Genomic DNA, 18,122 nt, shown 5'->3' with positions numbered 1-18,122 from the left:
TACTAAATATGCCTTTCTTATTGTAAACACCCATCAATTTTTTAGCGAAAAAATTCAGTTTCGTACCCTTACCTAAAATTGTACTACCAAACAAAACCCCACCTTCGTTCATATGGCTTTTTAAATGCTTAAACATAATGCCTTTACCAATTAAATTTCCAGGCAAACAATGAAGTAAATAATTAACACTAATTGAGTCAAATTTTTCGATACTTAATTCAAGAGGCTCAAGTACATCCCCACAGTAAACTTCAGGTTGAAAATGACTAATTGCTTTTGAGGTTGTATCAAGACTATTTTCATTCAAATCTAGCAAAGCGATACGTTTTGTTGTTTGTGGTAGGTAATTCTTAAGGTAATAACCTGAGCCAACGCCAACATCTAAATGATTAGATGAAACTAACATTGAAAATTGCTCACTAATAAGTCTAGTTGGGCATTTCCAAAAATAGTTATTTGATACTCCTAAAACCCAGAAATCGTATATTGATAGTACTTTCTTCGAGTAAACCGCTTGTCCAGCAATTGAGGCTTCTTGATTCATGTTAATTTCATATAGTTATAAATTATTAAAGTGCAATTTATACTAAAAAGTGAAGATTGCAAATCATACCAGAGATAAGAAATATAACATTTTAATAACGTGCCAGCACACATTGCTTCCGATTCAAGGCACGTTATCAATCAAAAACTCCCCTTTAGTTCTCTACTATTCAATAGCCGAGAAATAGTTGAACAACATATTCGTGCGTAACTGTGATTTAAGATCAGTCTGTTGTGGATTAGAAAATTTAGCTACATTGTTGGATCTCTAGGCATGAGGAAAAGTAAGGCAAGTTGCAGGGTTTAAAACTGAGTTCAATCCCTCTCTGGCTCACTTTTGGGCATAAATGATCTACAGCTTCCCCTAAATTAACAATTCAGAGATAACTAAAGGTATGGAAAGTCGCTTAACGTAGCGTCCAGTATTGATGGTGCAGACCACTGACAAGTATACGGGTCTTCTGACAATATGCTTTTTCAAATATTTAAAATCATGCTCTCTAATGCCCCTCAATAAAAAAGCCCAAACAAAGGGTTGGGCTCAATTCAATAATCATGAAGCCATTGTCATGGTGGTTATATTCCGACTAGTTTCCCCAGATTTGGCTTACAAACTCTGGATGGTCAATAAACGGATTACGATTCCCTTGAAAATCATGTACCGCCTTATTTCGGTCGATTTCTTTTTGGCTTACTGGGTCTTCAGAATGCCAACGCTTTAGCATAGTAAGTAGCCAAGGTTCAAAAACGGTTGTATTGGTTCCATCCAGAACGGCATCAGAGCTTGTAGAGTTCCCTTCCCAATTAGCGATTTCATTTTCATAACGTGTTGCCATGTAGAAATATGCTCTTGCGAAATCACCTTTAAACTCATCAATTGGCTCAAACACCGTACCCACATAACCAAGAGAGTTCGCTGCGCTGCCTAACTTAGAACCATTGCTTGATGTGTATGTCGCGCTACTCACCTCACCAAATGGCCAATTACTACGTTTCGAGTTAACGTAGCCGTCAGTGGCAAATAAATGGTGACCGTCAGAGTTCATTGGCTCGACTTTCCCTCCAAACCAGCTTTTCGGGAATGAGTGCTCACGGTTGTAGCAATCACCTTCTTTGCTGTATTGACCACATTGATCGGCCACCTTAGTAAATTGGATTGAATCAGAGCCTGAAGGTTTCTCCGAATACATATCGAGAATCGACCCATCAGTGTCATAGTATGCGTCTAGGTCAGCCTCAGACACCAACGTCCAAATAGCGGTGTAACCCTGACTGCTTTGATTATCAATAATTTGATATAAGGCCGTTTTTAACGCAAAGCCCACTTTGCCTTCAGCGTCTTTATAATACTCACCTAAAACTGGTGGTTCAGTTGGTGGTGTAGTTGAACCACCAATTGTAAATTCTGTACTCTGACTTGCTTGGAAATCACCACCAGATGCCACAACGATTCCGTTTACCGATAAACTGTATGAACCATTCCCCACACTGCAGCACATTCCATCTCCATAAGAGTCTAAGACTTCTAGGATGTAGCTACCATCCGCTAAACACATTTCCACTTCATTGATGGTGTTATTTTGATAGTCTGAACCAGAATAAAGAGTTTGAGAAACTGAGTTTTTGAGAGACCAACTGGTTTCAGAACCATAGTTATCCGTCACTAGCGTGAGTGCGGCACTTGTGTCATTGCAGCTTTGTGTGGGTGGAGTCTCCGTCGGCTGAAAGTTATCTAAATACACCACTTCCGAGCCATCAAAACCTGCATCATCATAAAATCGTACGCCCACAACGATATCTTTAGTGCTCGTAGCGCTGTACAAGTGAGTCAATGCTTGCCACTGATTCGTTAAACCATTATTCGAGTAGCCTAAATAGCCATCAACAAAAAGGCGAGCTTTCACGTTGCCTTCCGTATGGTAAACATCGACAGAGAAATCATAAGTTTTCCCTTGTTCAACACTTATCGTTTGCAGAAAATCGGTATTACTTTGAGTGCCTGTATTCACTGTTACTTGCGCAGAGAAACTGCCGTTATTAACGGGTACGTTAGAGGGTGAAACTGCAATGCCGGAGTCAATCACACTCCATCCAGATGGTACGTTTCCTTCCCAGCTTTCGAAACTTCCATTTTGCATTTGCGCATGCGCACTCGCTGAACAAAGTAATGCAACGCCACTTAGTGTTATTATTCTATTTATCATATAACCTTCTGTTTAATTAGATAAAAAACCAACTAAGCTTAGAAAGTATTCAAAAGATGGATAGAGACATAAATCACACTTATAAATGTAAGCACTATCAGTTTTATTAATATATGTGATGTAAGCAATGCAACATCGACCTGTTAAACAAACGAATAAAAAAGGCTGAGCAGATTATCTGACTCAGCCTTTGTACTTTTCAGAACTAGATCATTTATCGCCAGTGAGCATAGCGAAGAAGAGCTGTCTCGATTCTGGTGTATTGTCTCTATGCGTTTCGTATTTTACATGCGTGTTTGCATCAACTGCTTTTGATAGCTTGATGCTCCATAGTGCTTTCATTTGATTCGGTACAATTGAATATCGGACATCGATAATACGCAGATCGTCTGTTGGGTCCTGAGCAATATAACCATTTGAGAACCAGCGGAAACGTTCAATGTCTTTGGCTTGTTGAGAATCAGGGTCAAGCCAAGGCAAATCCCTGCTAACATTCAGTTTCGCAATCGACTCTCCAGGGTATACGTTTACCGATGTGCCAACCCGCACGGCGTCTACATGATATTGAGCCTCTGTTTCGTACACCACTTTCCACACCAAGATATTAGCAAAGCTTGGTTTTGCCTCTAATCGAATCGGTGAGTGTTGCCTTTCTTGCGCTAATTGCCAGCCAACCGCCTCTGCCCTGTCTCGTTGAATCATCCCTAATGTTGGATAAATTAACGCCCAAGCAAATGCGACACGCGCTAGCCAAGGCGCTCGTTTCAACGTTGCACACACAAGCAACACTAGGATGGGAAGCGTATAAGCAGGATCGATGATTGATATGGTATTCCAAGCAAAACGCGCGTTGGTGAAAGGCCAAAGTAACTGCGTGCCATAAGTGGTACAAGCGTCTAACAGTGCATGAGTGCCATAACCCAGAGCACAAAACAGCCAGCTTTGTTTGAAAGTAAGCCCGCGCCTTTTTGCAATCAGATGATGTAGAACCAAGGCACAGATCAAACTGCCAATGGGGATAAAGAAGAGTGAATGGGTAAATTGTCGATGAAATTCCAACGCCAACAAAGGATCACTTTGAGACTTAATCAGTGCATCTAAATCTGGAGCCAATCCTGAGAGTAGCCCTAATACCCCAGCAACAACCACATATTGTTTTTTGCTTGCCGATTGTGACAAAGAAGCGCCTAACACGCCCTGCGTTAAAGGATCCATAAATCACTCATTGATAGCATTCCGTTGAATCAAACAAGATACATTTAGCTATAGCAGTGAATTGAGTTAAATAACAATGTTTTATCAAGATAATACTGTTGATAAAACACCCTGATATTAATGAATTTCCATGAAGAGTTAGCGTTAAACGTTTTGCTGTGTGGTCTTGCTTAACAGCATTTCCCAATCAGATTTATCAACCTGTCCTTTGTGAACATTCACTTTGTAATAGCCATTTTTAGTCAGTGATTTAACCTGAATATACTGACGAGAAAAGACAGAGTTTTTGATCACCAAGTTCGCTTTAACGTCATGTAGATGTATCTCTTCACCGACTAAAGATAAATGTCTTCGGGTGAACTTAGAGACCAAAGCATAGACAGCGATCATGATTAAGATAGACGTAACGAAAGGAAAAAACTGGAGCTCAGTCTGATAAAACAAGTTAATAGCTAAAGATACGATCACGTAACTTATTATCATTGATAGAGCCACGTTCCAACGTGGGCCGTTGCCCTTAAATGAAATTTCTCGTGCCATCACTCGCTCCTTTAGATAAGTGCTTGACCACATTTGAATATTTATTAAACGCGAACAACCTTATTATGAACTATGACGCATTAAAAGGAGTAACTCATGTTATTGAAGGGCTCAGATCGCAATTAGACATTTACATGCATTTTTTCGCACCTAAATGTCTAATGAATAAAGAAACTGAATCAGTTACAGGTTACTGAATTCTTTAATTAACGAGCAACCATACTTGCTGCGATAACCACCAACAGTACTGAGAAGATCTTCTTAATCGTTGGAACCGGTAAATGGTTAGTTGCTTTTGCGCCTAGCGGAGCTGTAAACCAAGATGTGCACACGATGCCTAGCAGCGCAGGCAAATAAACAAAGCCAGCAAAACCTTCTGTTAGAGCAAAGTGGCTGCTGCCCGAGGTGATATAACCGATAGACCCAAATAATGCGATCACAATGCCACAAGCCGACGCACAACCAATGGCCTTTTTCATATCGACAGAGAAGAACGTCAATAGTGGAACCAGCAATGCCCCACCACCAATGCCTATCATGGCTGACAAGCCGCCCGTAATGGTTGTAAGAACCGTTAGTACGCCCTTGTTCGGTAGCTTTCGTTCTTTAGGCGCGTCATTTTTGCTGCTTAAGAACATCTTGATCGCAATAAGAACCACACTTACGGCAAACACAATACGAACAACTTTTTCCGGTAAAAGAGCCGCCATAAAGCCACTAATCAATGCACCCAGAGCAACACCCAACATGATCCAAGGTGCCAAATCCCAAGGCACGTTTCCATTTTTGTGGTGAGCAAGCGCAGAGGAAGTTGAGGTAAACAAAATTGATGCCAAGGAAGTCGCAATCGCTGCAACGACCACTTGGTCAGCAGGTAAAACTTCTAAGTGAAGTAAAATGCTGCTTAACACAGGTACAATGATAAGCCCTCCGCCAATCCCCAAAAGTCCGGCAAGAAAACCAACACCACTGCCTAATAATGCACAGTATAAAATCAACAACAGCAACTCACTCATTTCATCCATCTCTTAATTAAATTAATTGTCTTAAATAACACACTATTAATGTGGTTATATTTCCATCAAGCCAATTAATATAACTGACACCACCTAATATTTTCAAACATAATAGATCATGAATATTCCTCATGTTGAATGTGAAGGAATACCATTGTTAATCATTTATCGAACCAAGTATAAAAATACCAAGCGATTAACTTAATACCGTATTAATTTTTCATACAGTATTGCCTTCAACTATTAATCCGGTCACAAGCAAAAATAAAAGCAATTTTAATTCTAAAGACCGCGAAAGTCAGACAACAGATTGGGATATCAGATCAACATGAATACAGAATTTAATTTTACAATTAAGAGCATTAGCCTCGACGAGAACTATCAACCTGCGGACAGCACACGTATCACCACCAACTTCGCTAACTTGGCGCGTGGTGACAGCCGCCAAGCAAACTTGCGCAATGCACTGCAGATGATTGACAACAGTTTCAACGCATTAGCACACTGGGACAACCCAAAGGGCGACCGTTACTCTGTAGAGCTTGAAATCATTTCTGTTGATATGGACATTGAAAGCAACGGCGAAGCATTCCCTTCCATTGAAGTACTGAAAACCAATATTCTGGACCGTAAAACCAACGAGCGTATTGAAGGCATTATCGGAAATAACTTCTCTTCTTATGTTCGAGATTATGACTTTAGCGTACGTCTATTGGATCATAATAAAGGCCAAGATAAATTCAGCATTCCAGAAGATTTTGGTGATTTACACGGCAAGCTTTTTAAATATTTCGTTAACTCTGACGCTTACAAAAAGAACTTTAATAAGCCACCTGTTATTTGCTTAAGCGTGTCAGATAATAAAACCTATTACCGCACTGAAAACCAACACCCAGTATTAGGTTTTGAATACCAACCGAATGAGTCTTCTTTAACTGAACAATATTTTAAGAAGATGGGGTTACAGGTTCGTTACTTCATGCCGCCAAACAGTGTTGCACCTCTAGCTTTCTATTTCTTTGGTGATCTACTGAACGATTACTCAAACCTAGAGCTTATCAGCACCATCAGCACCATGGGTACATTCCAAAAAATCTACCGTCCTGAGATTTACAACGCGAATGCGGTTGCAGGTAACTGCTACCAACCAAACTTGAAAAACTTGGATCACTCGCTAACTCAAATCGTGTATGACCGAGAAGAACGAAGCAAATTAGCTATCGAACAAGGTAAATTCGCAGAAGAGACTTTCATTAAGCCATACCAGTCAGTTCTAGAGAACTGGTCTGCCAACTACGCGCTTTAATCGAGCAATTGCGCTCTTAAATCACCAAGGATAGGCAGTATACGTTATGAAAACATTATTACCGACTTCAACAGCAGGCAGCTTACCTAAGCCATCTTGGCTAGCACAGCCAGAGACACTTTGGTCTCCATGGAAACTGGAAGGCGACGAATTAACCGACGGCAAACAAGACGCGCTACGTGTCTCTCTTCACGACCAGCAACAAGCCGGTATTGATATTGTGAGTGACGGCGAACAGACACGTCAGCACTTTGTAACAACCTTCATTGAACACCTGAATGGCGTGGATTTTGAGAAGCGTGAAACCGTTAAAATTCGCGACCGTTACGATGCGAGTGTACCAACAGTCGTTGGCCCTGTTTCTCGTCAAAAATCGGTTTTTGTCGAAGATGCTAAGTTCTTACGCCAGCAAACGGATCAACCAATTAAGTGGGCTCTACCGGGGCCAATGACCATGATAGATACGCTTTACGACGCGCATTACCAAAGCCGTGAAAAGCTAGCATGGGAGTTCGCAAAAATCCTTAACGAAGAAGCAAAAGAGTTAGAAGCTGCTGGTGTTGATATTATTCAGTTCGATGAGCCTGCGTTTAACGTATTTTTTGATGACGTGAACGATTGGGGTATTGCTTGTTTAGAAAGAGCCATTGAAGGGCTTAAGTGTGAAACTGCAGTTCATATTTGTTATGGCTATGGCATCAAAGCAAATACGGATTGGAAAAAGACACTAGGTACCGAATGGCGCCAATACGAAGAGGTATTTCCTAAGCTTCAGCAGTCGAATATCGATATCATCTCATTAGAGTGTCATAACTCTCATGTGCCGGTTGAATTGCTTGAGCTCGTTCGAGGCAAGAAAGTCATGGTCGGTGCTATCGATGTTGCAACCAATTCAATTGAAACACCAGAAGAAGTTGCCGACACTCTACGAGAAACACTGAAGTATGTTGATGCCGATAAGCTCTACCCGTGCACCAACTGCGGCATGGCTCCCCTTCCTCGTGAAATTGCCTCAGCTAAGCTCAATGCGCTAAGCGCTGGCGCAGAGATCGTTCGTAAAGAACTTTCAGAGTAACGGTTTAAACTAAAACCGAATTCTTGAAGCCTAAGTATCCTATTAATACTTAGGCTTTTTCTATATTAGTACATGATCTTTATAAGCAGCGGCTTACCAGGTTTTATCTAAGTCTTGAGCATATAAAGAGATCGCGCGTTGGTACTCTTTAATCGCATCGCTATTAGTCGTAGATACCAAAAGCTCAAGTAACAGCGACGTCGCCTCTTTATGGCGATCCAAATTGTACAAACACATTGCGTAGAAAGGTTTCACCTCTATCGAGTCAGGATATTCAGCCATAGTCTGTTCGAAATAGCCTAAAGCCTCTGCATAAAGACCAAGGCTTCGATAAGTACTCGCCAAACCGAACAGCGCATCAAAACGCTCTACTGAAGAAAGCACGCCAGACAGAGATAGCACATAATGCTCAATCGCCTGTCGCTCTTTACCTTGATTATCGTAAGACCACGCGATCTGCAAGTGCGCTTTCGCGGCATAATTTTCATCAGTGAGTAGCGTTGCCAACAAGTCACGTGACTCTTGGTACTTCTCTTCTTTTCGCAATTCGATTGCTTGTTTGATAATGGTGTCCATAGTTCTTCCTAAAATCAGTTCCATTTCAACGAGTCCTTTCACTTCAGACAACTGAGTAAAACCTTTTGATTGATAAAGCTTAATAGCGGGGTTCTCACTGAACACTCGCAACACTAACTGAGCCGATGATTGATTGTTCGCATGTTCAATAGCTAAATCGAGACACTTAGAACCAAAGCCTCTATCTTGATATTCAGCTAATATCTGCAAGTCCCTAAGAAACGTTGTATCACAGTTGTAACTGAAGCGGATAACACCAATACGGCTATCCCCTAAATAAACTTCATAGTTATCCAGTTCATCCCAGCTACGTAAAAACTGACTATGACCCCAAGCGATGCCACGAGCTTGGTAGTAACTCGCCATATTCGTTTTGGTGATCGATTCAGCGAACATAGGATCTGAACCTTTGACTAACCTTACTTCCATACTCTGTCCTTTGTTTCTAAATCAAACATTGAGCAATACGTAATTTAAGTACCAAGAGTATTGCATCGTGTTTAAACCATCCTAATCAATCTGGTTCCTTGGTTAACGCCTTCTCTAACCACATTGAACTGATGTATTGACCGTTTTTCTTCGCATATTCATTGAACACTCCGACTTCTCGAAATCCAAAACGTTTATGAAGTGCAATTGAAGCCTCATTAGGTAAAGCAACACCTGAGAGTACGCGGTGAACACCATAATCACTAATCGATGCAAATAGCTGAGAATAAAGCTTAGAGCCTAAGCCTTTACCTTGAGCTTCTGTCGCAAGATAAATAGTGACCTCTGCGGTATCTTCAAATGCCGACATAACCCGGTATTGCTGAGAACACGCGAAGCCTAATAACGCATCACCTTCTGTCGCGACATAAAGTTGATATTTACTTTGACTAGAAAATTGAGAAAACCACTGCTGGCGATTTTCCAACGACAACTTCTCTTCTTCAAAGCGCGCATTGGTATGTTCAATATAAAAGTTGAAGATATCGGTGATGCCTGCAATATCAGGTAATGTCCCTACTCTGATTTCCATGTAATGTCCTTTTAGTTGTCTATTTTGAATGACTAGTAAACAGGCATCAATAGTGACTGCAGAACTGACTCTCGCAAGGAATACCATCACGATCACCATCTATTTTCACATTGGGACAGTTTGCCAAATAAAACTTTGCTTCATCACAAGATAACATCTCACTGCAGTACATTTTTCCTTGGCAGCTAAAACCCATACTCTCATATGCCGGATTTAACTTTGGCTCTAACAAAAAAAGATAAAAAGCTGCCCCTATAAGACCAACGATAAGTGCAGACAAAATAAGTGATAAAGGATTGGATTTGAGTGGTTCTATACCAACTAACTGAGCACTCGAAGCGCTGAGTTTAGAAGAACTATGTGATAGTTGAAATTCAACGCTATCTCCCACTTTTGGAGAACGATAACCCTTTCGAAATTTGGATATATGAACAAAAATATCGCCCTTTAATTCATCTGAGTTGATGAATCCAAACCCCCTCTCATCAACCCATCGAACAATTTTTCCATTCATAACTATTCCTCTCCAAACCGTCTCTTGGTCTTAGTTCAAATCACTAACAATATTCCGTTACGCTTAATAGGGTTCAAGTTTTCCCATTAAGGACTCTTAACTTTACCCATTTTAGTCAGGATGCCTTTGCCCTTCTCATAAACAAAAGATAAACCAAAGTAGACTGAAACCCACAAGACAAAATCAAGAGCGGCTAACTTGATATCAAGTGGATCTGAAAAGATGTTATAGGTGTGCCCAAACTTTGCTTCAATTGATTTAACTAAAATCACTGTAACGATAAAAATCACAATCCTCATGGGCTTTCCTATCTATATCTTTAAACTAAATCGTACACATGCGTGTGGATATTGTTTAAGTTATTCCAAGTATATAATGCGTTTATAGCCCTACATGTCGTTGGCTTTTTCTATAAACCAAGTGCCTTTACACGGGCCATTGGTTAAATGCCAACGACCATCAAATCTATTGCCAGTGCCATGTGCGGAAAAACGATAATCCCATTGGCGATGTTTAGCATATAAACGTAAGTCGCCGCTTTCCGTAACCCAGCCCTCTAACGGTGTTCCGTTGTAGGTAAGCCTTAGAGTAGCCTTACCCCCACGAATGCTTCCGGTGATGGTTGTGCGTTCACACATATTATTGCCAGTGGTGTTAATACGGCGGCCTAGCCACTCACCGTCGAAATCGGTAGAAGGAACAAATTGGGGACTATCAGGAAGTTTAGGAAACGACTCGGAATTACTGGACCCGAACCACTGGAGTTCACGACCAACAAAGAAGAAGACAACAAAGCCGATTGATATCGCTATCACAAATCCCTTTTTCATGAGCCTCTTCCTAATCCACTGACCTTAAGAAAAGAACCCTAACATAATGAAAAATAATAACTTACTATCAATTTAATTAATTTTGATATATTCCACAAATTGCATTCAAATGTTGAATATAGAGAAAGCGGCATCGTACGAAGTTCTGCTGTATGTTCAGGGAATCGTTCGTGAAGAAAACACAACGCATCCGCTAGCGTAGCGCATGAATTTTAGACTGAAGCCAGCTACCAGTGTGTTAATAACTGAGCACTAAAACCTGAACGACTAAAAGAGATAGGTAATATATGCACCGAAAGATTACATCTTTCAAAGAAAAAACCCTTCAGAAAGCGTCCTTCGGTGCATATAATTTCAAGCGACTGACATAAGTGACTAGCGTAAGAACCTAACGTAAATGGCTAACGCAATAGCCTAACGTAAGCGTCTCAACACAACCTGCTGGTCGAGCTCATTCTGATAGTCCGTGTAATCAAGCCCTTGATCAAATATGTACTCAGTGACAAGAGTACGAATGCACTCAACCAATGTGCTTGCTTGCCAAGGCTTTTCAAAGTAACGGTCGATGCCTGCTGCATTAATCGCATTGATTGTATCGGTATGAGTGGCCTGCCCCGTAAGAAGAATTTTCTTTGTATTCGGAAAGCGGCTGTCATGAAACACGTCAGTGAGTAACTCCACACCCGTTTTCCCTGGCATCACATGATCAGACACGATGACGGTAATGTGTTCGCCTTCTGCGTCAAGTTCATCAATGAGATCAAGCACTTCTTGTGCTGATTCACAATCTTCAATATTCAGCCAACTCGCCAGCGGCTCTAAATCTTGTACCACTGCGCTCAGTACTTCTCTCTGGTCATCGACACAGATTAAATTAAGCTTCTCCATGTTCACCCTCTACTGGTAACTTGATTCTAAATACAGTTTTAGAAGCATCACTTTTCACAATAATACTTCCGCCATAACCCGCCACAATCCGCTTAACGATTGATAAACCCAAGCCCAATCCAAACGATAAACCACCTTTTTTAGTGGTGAAGTTGGGCTGAAATACCTTTCTACGAGTCACCTCGTCTATCTCAGGGCCGTTATTCGTGATCGTAACTAATATTCTTTTCTTACTTAATCTGGTTTGAATTTCTATTGCAGCATCGTCTGAATTCGACATTGCATCGCAAGCATTCTTTACAATGTTGACCCAAATCTGAACGAGCTCTGTTTTCGAGCCTTTAAAAGTCGGCAAATCTGCAGGGCTCAATCGCACAGAGACTCTACGTAACTCACTTTGTAACAACGATAAGGCATGGTTAATGGAGTCGTTAATATCAACCGCTTCTTCGGTGTCAATATCAACTCTGCCAAGTTGTTTAACCGATTTTACGATGCCAACGGTGTGTCTAGATGCCAAACGTAAATCATGTAAATCACAGCCCATCTGCCAAAAGCGAATCGCTTCTTCTGGGTTTTTCAGCCAATGTTTTGAAATAACGTCTGTTGCATGTGAAGCGTCAATTGGAATCGCCTTTGCAAGAGAGCGTGCAATGTTTTTGTCTAAACCATATTTTCTTTCAAATTGTCGCCCACGTGTTCGCGCTTCTGACGACGACGTTTTCTGACCATGCATTAACCCAAAATCGAAAAACTGGCTGGCTTCTGGATGCACTTCTTCAAGTAGATCCATGATGACCGTTTCAAGTCGACCAGATTTACTATTTACTACACCAATAGCGTTGTTAAGCTCATGGGCAATCCCTGCAGCCAATTGACCCAAGGTCGTCATTTGCTCAGCAGTATGTAACTTCTCTAGCGCTTTTTGTTTCGCTATCGCTTCTTGTGTTGCGCGGCGTTGACGACGCGACAACTCATTGACAATCACAGGTGTGAACTGTGCGGTAAGAGGGCCAAACTTACGTTCATCTTCTGCCGGCGTGTCTTTATCGATCCACGCTAACTCAACATCGGTTTTGGCAACAACCGTTGAAGATGCTGTCCAATTGCCTGAAAAGAAGCTGTGAACGCCTATAAAAGCCCCACTACCCGCGCTAAATACTCGCACTTGCGGTGTATTCGCTTCAGAATAAAACCCTTCCAGTTCTCCACTAAACACATAATATAAACGAGTGTTTAACGCTGATTGTTCAATAATGGTGTTACCGGCACGGCACGTCACCCGACGTTCTGTCTGATTAAAATAACGATCGATAAGTGCTTCTAGCTTTTGTTGATACACGTATCGTTATCCTATGTGACCAATTGAATGTAGCACCCATACCATAACAAAACTCAGTAGCACACCAACCACACCCAAAATAATACCGATTCTGGCCATTTGATTACTTTGCACATGACCCGTGGCATGAGCCAACGCATTCGGTGGCGTACTGATTGGCAGCGACATACCTAATGAAGCAGCAAAAGTCACAACCAGAATTAACGTTAACTCACCGCCTAGTGGCGTGAGTGAAGCCATAGACGAACCTAATGCAGCCATAATTGGCATTAACAAGTTAGCCGTTGCGGTATGAGACATAAAGTTTGCCATTACCAAACACAAGAACGCCGCTCCGAACAACACCACATATGGTGAGTAAGCATCAAACGGAATGCTGTGTACCACAAGCCTTGCTAAGCCAGTTTTATCGAGTGCTAAACCAAGCGCAATACCACCTGATACAAGCCACAGTACGTCCCAAGAAATCTTTTTCAGGTCTTCTTTATTGATGATCCCTGTCAGTGAGAACACAGCGACAGGAATAAGAGCGACGGTATAAGAGTTCATACCATGGCTTGAGCCCATTAACCAAAGAATGATGGTCAGCGCAAAAGTGACGTACACCGCAATGGCTTTGGGCGTTTTAAGGAATTTACCTTTGATGCTTAGCTCGATTTTCTTTTGGTCAGCTTTGTACATAAAGCCTATTAAAAACCACGCTAACGCCATCATAATAACGACAAACGGCACACCAAATGCCATCCATTCACCGAACGTAATGAGGTTGTCGCCAACTAAATATTTAAGTGCGATAGCGTTCGGCGGGGTACCGATCGGGGTACCAATGCCACCGATGTTAGCGGCAACAGGGATACAAAGCGCAAACGCTATACGACCGGGGTCTTTCGGGCCAAACACAGCCAGTACCGGCGTTAAAATAGATAGCATCATTGCCGTTGTTGCCGTGTTAGACATAAACATCGAAAAGATACCAGTGATCAACATTAAGCCGAGCATCACAAACTTTGGGTCTTGTCCAAATGGCTTCAACAACACGCGAGCTAAGTTTACGTCTAATCGATATTTAGTGGCAGCCATCGCTAAGAAAAAACCGCCCAAAAACAGCATGATGATTGGGCTAGCGAATGTCGCCATGATGTCGCTGTATTTTAACAGCTCACCAAAATGTTCTTCCCCATGATCAAACCTTAAAAAGATCAGCCCTTTATCCGACAACATCAATAATTGCAGAACGATAATAACAACAGACGTCGCGTAGATCGGGATGGGCTCGAACACCCAGCACAATGCCGCCAATAAAAAGATCGCAATAACGCGTTGTTGAATAATCGTAAGGCCTTCAAATGGAAACGCTGATAGCGGCATTACGAGGATAATGAAAGGAATTAAAATAGGGATAATGTATTTAATATAGTGGCGCATAGCACAAAAACTCTTCCTGAGATAACAACTACTTAGAAATTAGATTTAAAGTTCTAATTTAGATCCGACAACGAATTATCGACCTCTTATCTCTATCTCACTATCGGCTAGATCAATGATTACGTAATCGCGATATCTCCTTTTTCGTTTCTGTGCGCTACCTCTACGTTTGTGTGTGATTTACTGTTGCATATAACTTGATTAATCTCGTCGTCAGGATCTTCCAAAGGGCTACTGGCCTGTCGATAAAGATTAAAAAGTATTACGTCAACGCCGAAATCTACCTTGAAGCATTTACGTGCGTGGTTCAGATAGGTGTTCTATGCCCAACTCTCGTTGTTTACGTTTACTCAAACCACTAGCAACAATACGATAAGACTCAGACAAGTAATACTTAAGGTCATCGTCTAATTGACCTGAAGTTTCAACTTGCTGTATCCATTTCATCCCACGGTTAGCAAAGTACGGAGCCGGTTTATAACCCTCACAATCACTGAGAAAATCGTAATTTAAGTTGGATGTCTTAAAAGTAAATGCCGCTTTTTTGCCATCACTCCAACCACCAATGGCAAAGACTTTACCACCCACCTTCCAGACATCTGAATTGCCCCATTGAACGACATGACTCGTCCCAGTAAATGTCCCGCAAAAATGGTTAAACTCATCGTAATTCATACTCATTTCCTTATGCACACAACCTCGGATTAAATGTCTAACGTCAGTTCTTGTATGTCAATTAGATCGACTTCCCTACCTAATATTCGCTTGTACTCTACTAAATGATGAACTGGGATTACTGGCAATTCGATACCGAGATAGCTTTTAATGACTGACTCTGAAAAATCGATTTCGAGTTGATGCCAAGATCCATCTAGAGCCGACTGTATCTTCGTATTATGAGATAAACCAATTTCAATTTTTTGGTCTTGGTAAACTAACTGGAAATACTCGAGATCCCAACCGTATTCTGCATAGTGAATTAACGGCTTAGATATGAATTGCGATACGCGAGCCAAAACCTTGTTTGCGTCAAAGTTGTGGATATAAAGGTCTATGTCTGCGATCTCACGACTGCCACCATGTATCGTTGCAGCTAGCCCTCCGACAATTTGATACTCAACACCCTCGGCATCCAAGAGTTCTTTGAGCCACTTCAGTGCTACTTTCACTTTTTCACTCATCTAATTCCCTTAGCTGAATTTTTCCTATACCAAAACATCTAATTGAGCAGCAATCATCAGTTATAGATGCCGTGTACGTTTGTTATGCCGTTATTTCAACTTAAATGGCTCTTTGAATATTCAAACAATTTGAAATCGTCTGATTGGTCTGGCTGAACTTCACCGACTTTGATATAGCCTAACTTTTCGTAGAAATGGTGGTTTCTGTAGGACTGATAAGGGGTGAACAAAGTCCAGTTTGTGATATGCGAATACTGGTGTTCAATAAGGCTCATGGCTTGAGAGCCAATATGTTTATTTTGATACTCAACATCAATGTAGAAATATCGGATCTCAATACTGCTCTGCTCACCACACTCTACGCAAATTGCCCCAGCATAGTCGCTGTTGTACAGCACTTTATAAAAGTTGCCTTTACTAACCTCAGCTTGGAACCACTCTGTTGATTCTATGTTTGGCGGGAACGCACCGTATTTTTCCACATCGTCTGCAAATGCGCTGAGTGCAGACTTCTGCAGCTGTTGGATATCGGCAGTGCTGGCAAGTTCAAGTTGGAGGGAGATATCCGGCATAATTATCCTTAATTCATATACTTTCGACCAAGTGCCCATTTATGTAACGCATTGTACCAGCGCAACATTTTCCTTTAGCACATAGATATTATGGAAATATAAACCATTCACACTGCCAATAAAATCGCCAACTTACCAAGATCAAGCATAGCTCTCATGCTTCAGCCTTTGTGTTAGCGAACCAATAAGCTCATTAGCTTTAGACTTAAATGCTTGTATGCTTAATTTTCGAACGAATATTCGCGAGCTCTTTGATATGCAGCCTGAACCTGACCGAACATCATTGGCTCTTTTAAATGATCGGTTTCTGTTCCCCAACCACCAATAAAGTATGCCGATCTCATAGTATCTGTATGATCTACAGCATATAGCCAGTAGATACCTTCATCTCTACGGTCCTGATAAAACATATAGCGGTTTTCCCTAGCGGATAGAATATGCTCAATGTCGTCTGATAAATCCCAATGGTTTAGTGGTATCACATTTCCATTTTGTTCTGAAGGACCACCAGTAGCTAACCAAACGTTAATAGCTTGATCAGCCAGGTCCTGAGAAAGCAAGCGAGCTTTGACACATTCCTCAGTGACTATAGCGTCTGAATTTGGCTTCACTTCAAAAAATGCATTGAATTCAGGAAGAAAAAAATCTGGTAGATATTTTTGACCATTTGATAAATCTATATATTCTTTCTCGTATTCAAATTGCACTCCAATACCATCAAAAAACACAGCCCAGCGAGCCTCTGTTCGTGAGCGGTATTCAATACCTTTATATGTTGTTTTAATTGCCTCAACTCTTTCTACTGCCATAGAGTCGTATCTCCTAACTTAAATAATTTAGCCTAACGCTTTGCTAAGTGGCAGACAACGCAACACTTAACCTAAAGCAACGCACCTTAAACACAAATCCAATTGGAACTGAAAATGCCACGCGTTGGCTGTCCGTCTTTAGCAATTTGTTATACAAAAATGGCCATTACACCATTTAATAGCAGTATTGGTATTGTCGGCCACATCATTAATGAGCTCAAATTATTCGTCCATTCTGATTGAAGTTCATAAGAGTAATTTATCTGACTATGATTTAGCGTTTTAGCCTCAAAAGCATCATTCAACTCATACCCCGACATTGTGGCTTCGACATTTGTTATAGAAAACACAGGATAATACAACGTTCCTAAATCTGGATGATGTACAAATACACGTATTAATTTCCAAGAGGCATCACAAGAGATTAAACGCTGACTTATCACATATTGCTCATCAACTTTAGCACCTTTAGGTATTAATGTTTCGTAGTTATACCCAGTATAGCTTTGTTCGTATTTAACAGCTTTCCAACCACAATCAGCTACAAACTCATCTCCAATCCAAGGATATATTATTTTATTTTCTTCGTGCTTCCAAACTAATGGCGTAATAAGTATTGCGACAACAACAATCGAAGAAACCTTCACTTTAAATGAACAGCCCTTCAACGTATAAATCAAAGTAATCATAAAAGGTAAAGACATAAAAAACCCGCTAAACCCTTGATTTACAGCCCCTGAAGCAATAAACAATACGCATATAATTAGAACTAAAAATAATTTGATTTTTTGCATTACTATGAAGCCTATCGATTTTGTATAACAGCTATTAGACAGAAAAATTCTTTATTTAAATGCAGGATTTTTCTGTCTAGTTTCTTATGTAGCCTATCTTAAACGACTGACTCTTTTAATAACAATTACTTATGCTTACTAATTTGTGATTGAACATGAAAATGTAGATGTTTTCCTATCTAACGAGACTAAGTGTTAAAAAAGTTGAGATCTGTGCTTAGTGGTATTGTTAAAACAAGTTTACTATTGATAATAAGAACAATATTTACAC

Annotated in this window: 20 protein-coding genes and 1 pseudogene; 2 read left to right on the top strand and 19 right to left on the bottom strand. The window is 40.8% G+C overall.

Annotated elements, in window-relative coordinates:
* The 5 genes from AB4232_RS06585 to AB4232_RS06565 all read right to left on the bottom strand — a co-directional run.
* Window positions 1–544 (bottom strand): class I SAM-dependent methyltransferase (locus tag AB4232_RS06585; protein ID WP_372086677.1); only part of this gene is annotated, 544 nt, incomplete at its 3' end.
* Between the two features lie 586 nt (window positions 545–1,130).
* Window positions 1,131–2,747 (bottom strand): endonuclease, encoded by a 1,617-nt coding sequence (locus AB4232_RS06580; protein ID WP_372086675.1) that lies wholly within the window; start codon window positions 2,745–2,747, stop codon window positions 1,131–1,133.
* Between the two features lie 210 nt (window positions 2,748–2,957).
* Window positions 2,958–3,962 carry a metal-dependent hydrolase gene (locus tag AB4232_RS06575; protein ID WP_372086673.1) on the bottom strand — a complete coding sequence of 335 codons (1,005 nt, stop codon included), beginning with the start codon at window positions 3,960–3,962 and terminating at the stop codon, window positions 2,958–2,960.
* 144 nt (window positions 3,963–4,106) lie between these two features.
* Window positions 4,107–4,535, bottom strand: a complete 429-nt coding sequence (locus AB4232_RS06570; RefSeq protein ID WP_372086671.1) for a hypothetical protein — start codon at window positions 4,533–4,535, stop codon at window positions 4,107–4,109.
* A 173-nt stretch (window positions 4,536–4,708) separates the two neighbouring features.
* Window positions 4,709–5,518 carry a sulfite exporter TauE/SafE family protein gene (locus AB4232_RS06565; RefSeq protein ID WP_009846561.1) on the bottom strand — a complete coding sequence of 270 codons (810 nt, stop codon included), beginning with the start codon at window positions 5,516–5,518 and terminating at the stop codon, window positions 4,709–4,711.
* A 328-nt stretch (window positions 5,519–5,846) separates the two neighbouring features.
* Between AB4232_RS06565 and AB4232_RS06560 the strand changes: the two genes are divergently transcribed.
* Window positions 5,847–6,824 (top strand): DUF1852 domain-containing protein, encoded by a 978-nt coding sequence (locus AB4232_RS06560; RefSeq protein ID WP_009846560.1) that lies wholly within the window; start codon window positions 5,847–5,849, stop codon window positions 6,822–6,824.
* Between the two features lie 46 nt (window positions 6,825–6,870).
* Window positions 6,871–7,899: a methionine synthase gene (locus AB4232_RS06555; protein WP_017099095.1), complete on the top strand. Its 1,029-nt coding sequence runs from the start codon at window positions 6,871–6,873 to the stop codon at window positions 7,897–7,899.
* 93 nt (window positions 7,900–7,992) lie between these two features.
* Here the strand turns inward: AB4232_RS06555 and AB4232_RS06550 are convergent, their stop codons facing one another.
* The 14 genes and pseudogenes from AB4232_RS06550 to AB4232_RS06485 form a co-directional block, all read right to left on the bottom strand.
* Window positions 7,993–8,475 carry a tetratricopeptide repeat protein gene (locus tag AB4232_RS06550; protein ID WP_032555233.1) on the bottom strand — a complete coding sequence of 161 codons (483 nt, stop codon included), beginning with the start codon at window positions 8,473–8,475 and terminating at the stop codon, window positions 7,993–7,995.
* Window positions 8,473–8,904: pseudogene (locus tag AB4232_RS06545) on the bottom strand (GNAT family N-acetyltransferase); the annotation flags it as partial. The gene AB4232_RS06550 and the pseudogene AB4232_RS06545, both read right to left, overlap by 3 nt.
* A gap of 85 nt (window positions 8,905–8,989) precedes the next feature.
* Window positions 8,990–9,496 (bottom strand): GNAT family N-acetyltransferase, encoded by a 507-nt coding sequence (locus AB4232_RS06540; RefSeq protein ID WP_009846557.1) that lies wholly within the window; start codon window positions 9,494–9,496, stop codon window positions 8,990–8,992.
* A gap of 46 nt (window positions 9,497–9,542) precedes the next feature.
* Entirely contained in the window at window positions 9,543–10,010 is a 468-nt protein-coding gene (locus AB4232_RS06535; protein ID WP_012603768.1) for a cold shock domain-containing protein, read from the bottom strand.
* Window positions 10,011–10,096: 86 nt separating this feature from the next.
* Window positions 10,097–10,309, bottom strand: a complete 213-nt coding sequence (locus AB4232_RS06530; RefSeq protein WP_009846555.1) for a hypothetical protein — start codon at window positions 10,307–10,309, stop codon at window positions 10,097–10,099.
* 90 nt (window positions 10,310–10,399) lie between these two features.
* Window positions 10,400–10,840, bottom strand: a complete 441-nt coding sequence (locus AB4232_RS06525; protein WP_372086668.1) for a hypothetical protein — start codon at window positions 10,838–10,840, stop codon at window positions 10,400–10,402.
* A 414-nt stretch (window positions 10,841–11,254) separates the two neighbouring features.
* Window positions 11,255–11,728: a response regulator gene (locus tag AB4232_RS06520; protein ID WP_010438444.1), complete on the bottom strand. Its 474-nt coding sequence runs from the start codon at window positions 11,726–11,728 to the stop codon at window positions 11,255–11,257.
* Window positions 11,715–13,070, bottom strand: coding sequence for an ATP-binding protein (locus AB4232_RS06515; RefSeq protein WP_372086666.1), 1,356 nt, complete (start codon window positions 13,068–13,070; stop codon window positions 11,715–11,717). Before AB4232_RS06515 ends, AB4232_RS06520 begins: the two co-directional genes overlap by 14 nt.
* 6 nt (window positions 13,071–13,076) lie before the next feature.
* A complete protein-coding gene (locus tag AB4232_RS06510) occupies window positions 13,077–14,495 on the bottom strand; it encodes a DASS family sodium-coupled anion symporter (protein WP_372086664.1) in 1,419 nt (472 codons plus the stop codon).
* Window positions 14,496–14,789: 294 nt separating this feature from the next.
* Window positions 14,790–15,170, bottom strand: coding sequence for an MmcQ/YjbR family DNA-binding protein (locus AB4232_RS06505; RefSeq protein ID WP_009846550.1), 381 nt, complete (start codon window positions 15,168–15,170; stop codon window positions 14,790–14,792).
* A 29-nt stretch (window positions 15,171–15,199) separates the two neighbouring features.
* Window positions 15,200–15,676 (bottom strand): MazG-related protein, encoded by a 477-nt coding sequence (locus AB4232_RS06500; protein ID WP_371728194.1) that lies wholly within the window; start codon window positions 15,674–15,676, stop codon window positions 15,200–15,202.
* 95 nt (window positions 15,677–15,771) lie between these two features.
* The gene (locus tag AB4232_RS06495; RefSeq protein WP_371728195.1) at window positions 15,772–16,248 is read right to left on the bottom strand and encodes a GNAT family N-acetyltransferase; all 477 of its coding nucleotides are present in this window, start codon (window positions 16,246–16,248) and stop codon (window positions 15,772–15,774) included.
* Between the two features lie 221 nt (window positions 16,249–16,469).
* Window positions 16,470–17,057, bottom strand: a complete 588-nt coding sequence (locus AB4232_RS06490) for a hypothetical protein (RefSeq protein WP_041472788.1) — start codon at window positions 17,055–17,057, stop codon at window positions 16,470–16,472.
* 149 nt (window positions 17,058–17,206) lie between these two features.
* Window positions 17,207–17,851 (bottom strand): hypothetical protein, encoded by a 645-nt coding sequence (locus tag AB4232_RS06485; RefSeq protein ID WP_045101720.1) that lies wholly within the window; start codon window positions 17,849–17,851, stop codon window positions 17,207–17,209.
* Window positions 17,852–18,122: the final 271 nt, after the last annotated feature.

Origin of the sequence: Vibrio sp. 10N.286.46.A8 (assembly GCF_041470165.1) — a bacterium.
Taxonomy (GTDB): Bacteria; Pseudomonadota; Gammaproteobacteria; order Enterobacterales; family Vibrionaceae; genus Vibrio; species Vibrio tasmaniensis_A.
Note: the sequence above shows the minus strand (reverse complement) of the source record. Positions and strands in the feature narration are given on the sequence as shown.

Bases quoted from the DNA above. Each gene is read 5' to 3' on its own strand.
- AB4232_RS06580 (WP_372086675.1), bottom strand. From the start codon at position 2,747: ATGATAAATAGAATAATAACACTAAGTGGCGTTGCATTACTTTGTTCA.
- AB4232_RS06575 (WP_372086673.1), bottom strand. From the start codon at position 3,962: ATGGATCCTTTAACGCAGGGCGTGTTAGGCGCTTCTTTGTCACAATCG.
- AB4232_RS06570 (WP_372086671.1), bottom strand. From the start codon at position 4,535: ATGTGGTCAAGCACTTATCTAAAGGAGCGAGTGATGGCACGAGAAATT.
- AB4232_RS06565 (WP_009846561.1), bottom strand. From the start codon at position 5,518: ATGAGTGAGTTGCTGTTGTTGATTTTATACTGTGCATTATTAGGCAGT.
- AB4232_RS06560 (WP_009846560.1), top strand. From the start codon at position 5,847: ATGAATACAGAATTTAATTTTACAATTAAGAGCATTAGCCTCGACGAG.
- AB4232_RS06555 (WP_017099095.1), top strand. From the start codon at position 6,871: ATGAAAACATTATTACCGACTTCAACAGCAGGCAGCTTACCTAAGCCA.
- AB4232_RS06550 (WP_032555233.1), bottom strand. From the start codon at position 8,475: ATGGACACCATTATCAAACAAGCAATCGAATTGCGAAAAGAAGAGAAG.
- AB4232_RS06540 (WP_009846557.1), bottom strand. From the start codon at position 9,496: ATGGAAATCAGAGTAGGGACATTACCTGATATTGCAGGCATCACCGAT.
- AB4232_RS06535 (WP_012603768.1), bottom strand. From the start codon at position 10,010: ATGAATGGAAAAATTGTTCGATGGGTTGATGAGAGGGGGTTTGGATTC.
- AB4232_RS06530 (WP_009846555.1), bottom strand. From the start codon at position 10,309: ATGAGGATTGTGATTTTTATCGTTACAGTGATTTTAGTTAAATCAATT.
- AB4232_RS06525 (WP_372086668.1), bottom strand. From the start codon at position 10,840: ATGAAAAAGGGATTTGTGATAGCGATATCAATCGGCTTTGTTGTCTTC.
- AB4232_RS06520 (WP_010438444.1), bottom strand. From the start codon at position 11,728: ATGGAGAAGCTTAATTTAATCTGTGTCGATGACCAGAGAGAAGTACTG.
- AB4232_RS06510 (WP_372086664.1), bottom strand. From the start codon at position 14,495: ATGCGCCACTATATTAAATACATTATCCCTATTTTAATTCCTTTCATT.
- AB4232_RS06505 (WP_009846550.1), bottom strand. From the start codon at position 15,170: ATGAATTACGATGAGTTTAACCATTTTTGCGGGACATTTACTGGGACG.
- AB4232_RS06500 (WP_371728194.1), bottom strand. From the start codon at position 15,676: ATGAGTGAAAAAGTGAAAGTAGCACTGAAGTGGCTCAAAGAACTCTTG.
- AB4232_RS06495 (WP_371728195.1), bottom strand. From the start codon at position 16,248: ATGCCGGATATCTCCCTCCAACTTGAACTTGCCAGCACTGCCGATATC.
- AB4232_RS06490 (WP_041472788.1), bottom strand. From the start codon at position 17,057: ATGGCAGTAGAAAGAGTTGAGGCAATTAAAACAACATATAAAGGTATT.
- AB4232_RS06485 (WP_045101720.1), bottom strand. From the start codon at position 17,851: ATGCAAAAAATCAAATTATTTTTAGTTCTAATTATATGCGTATTGTTT.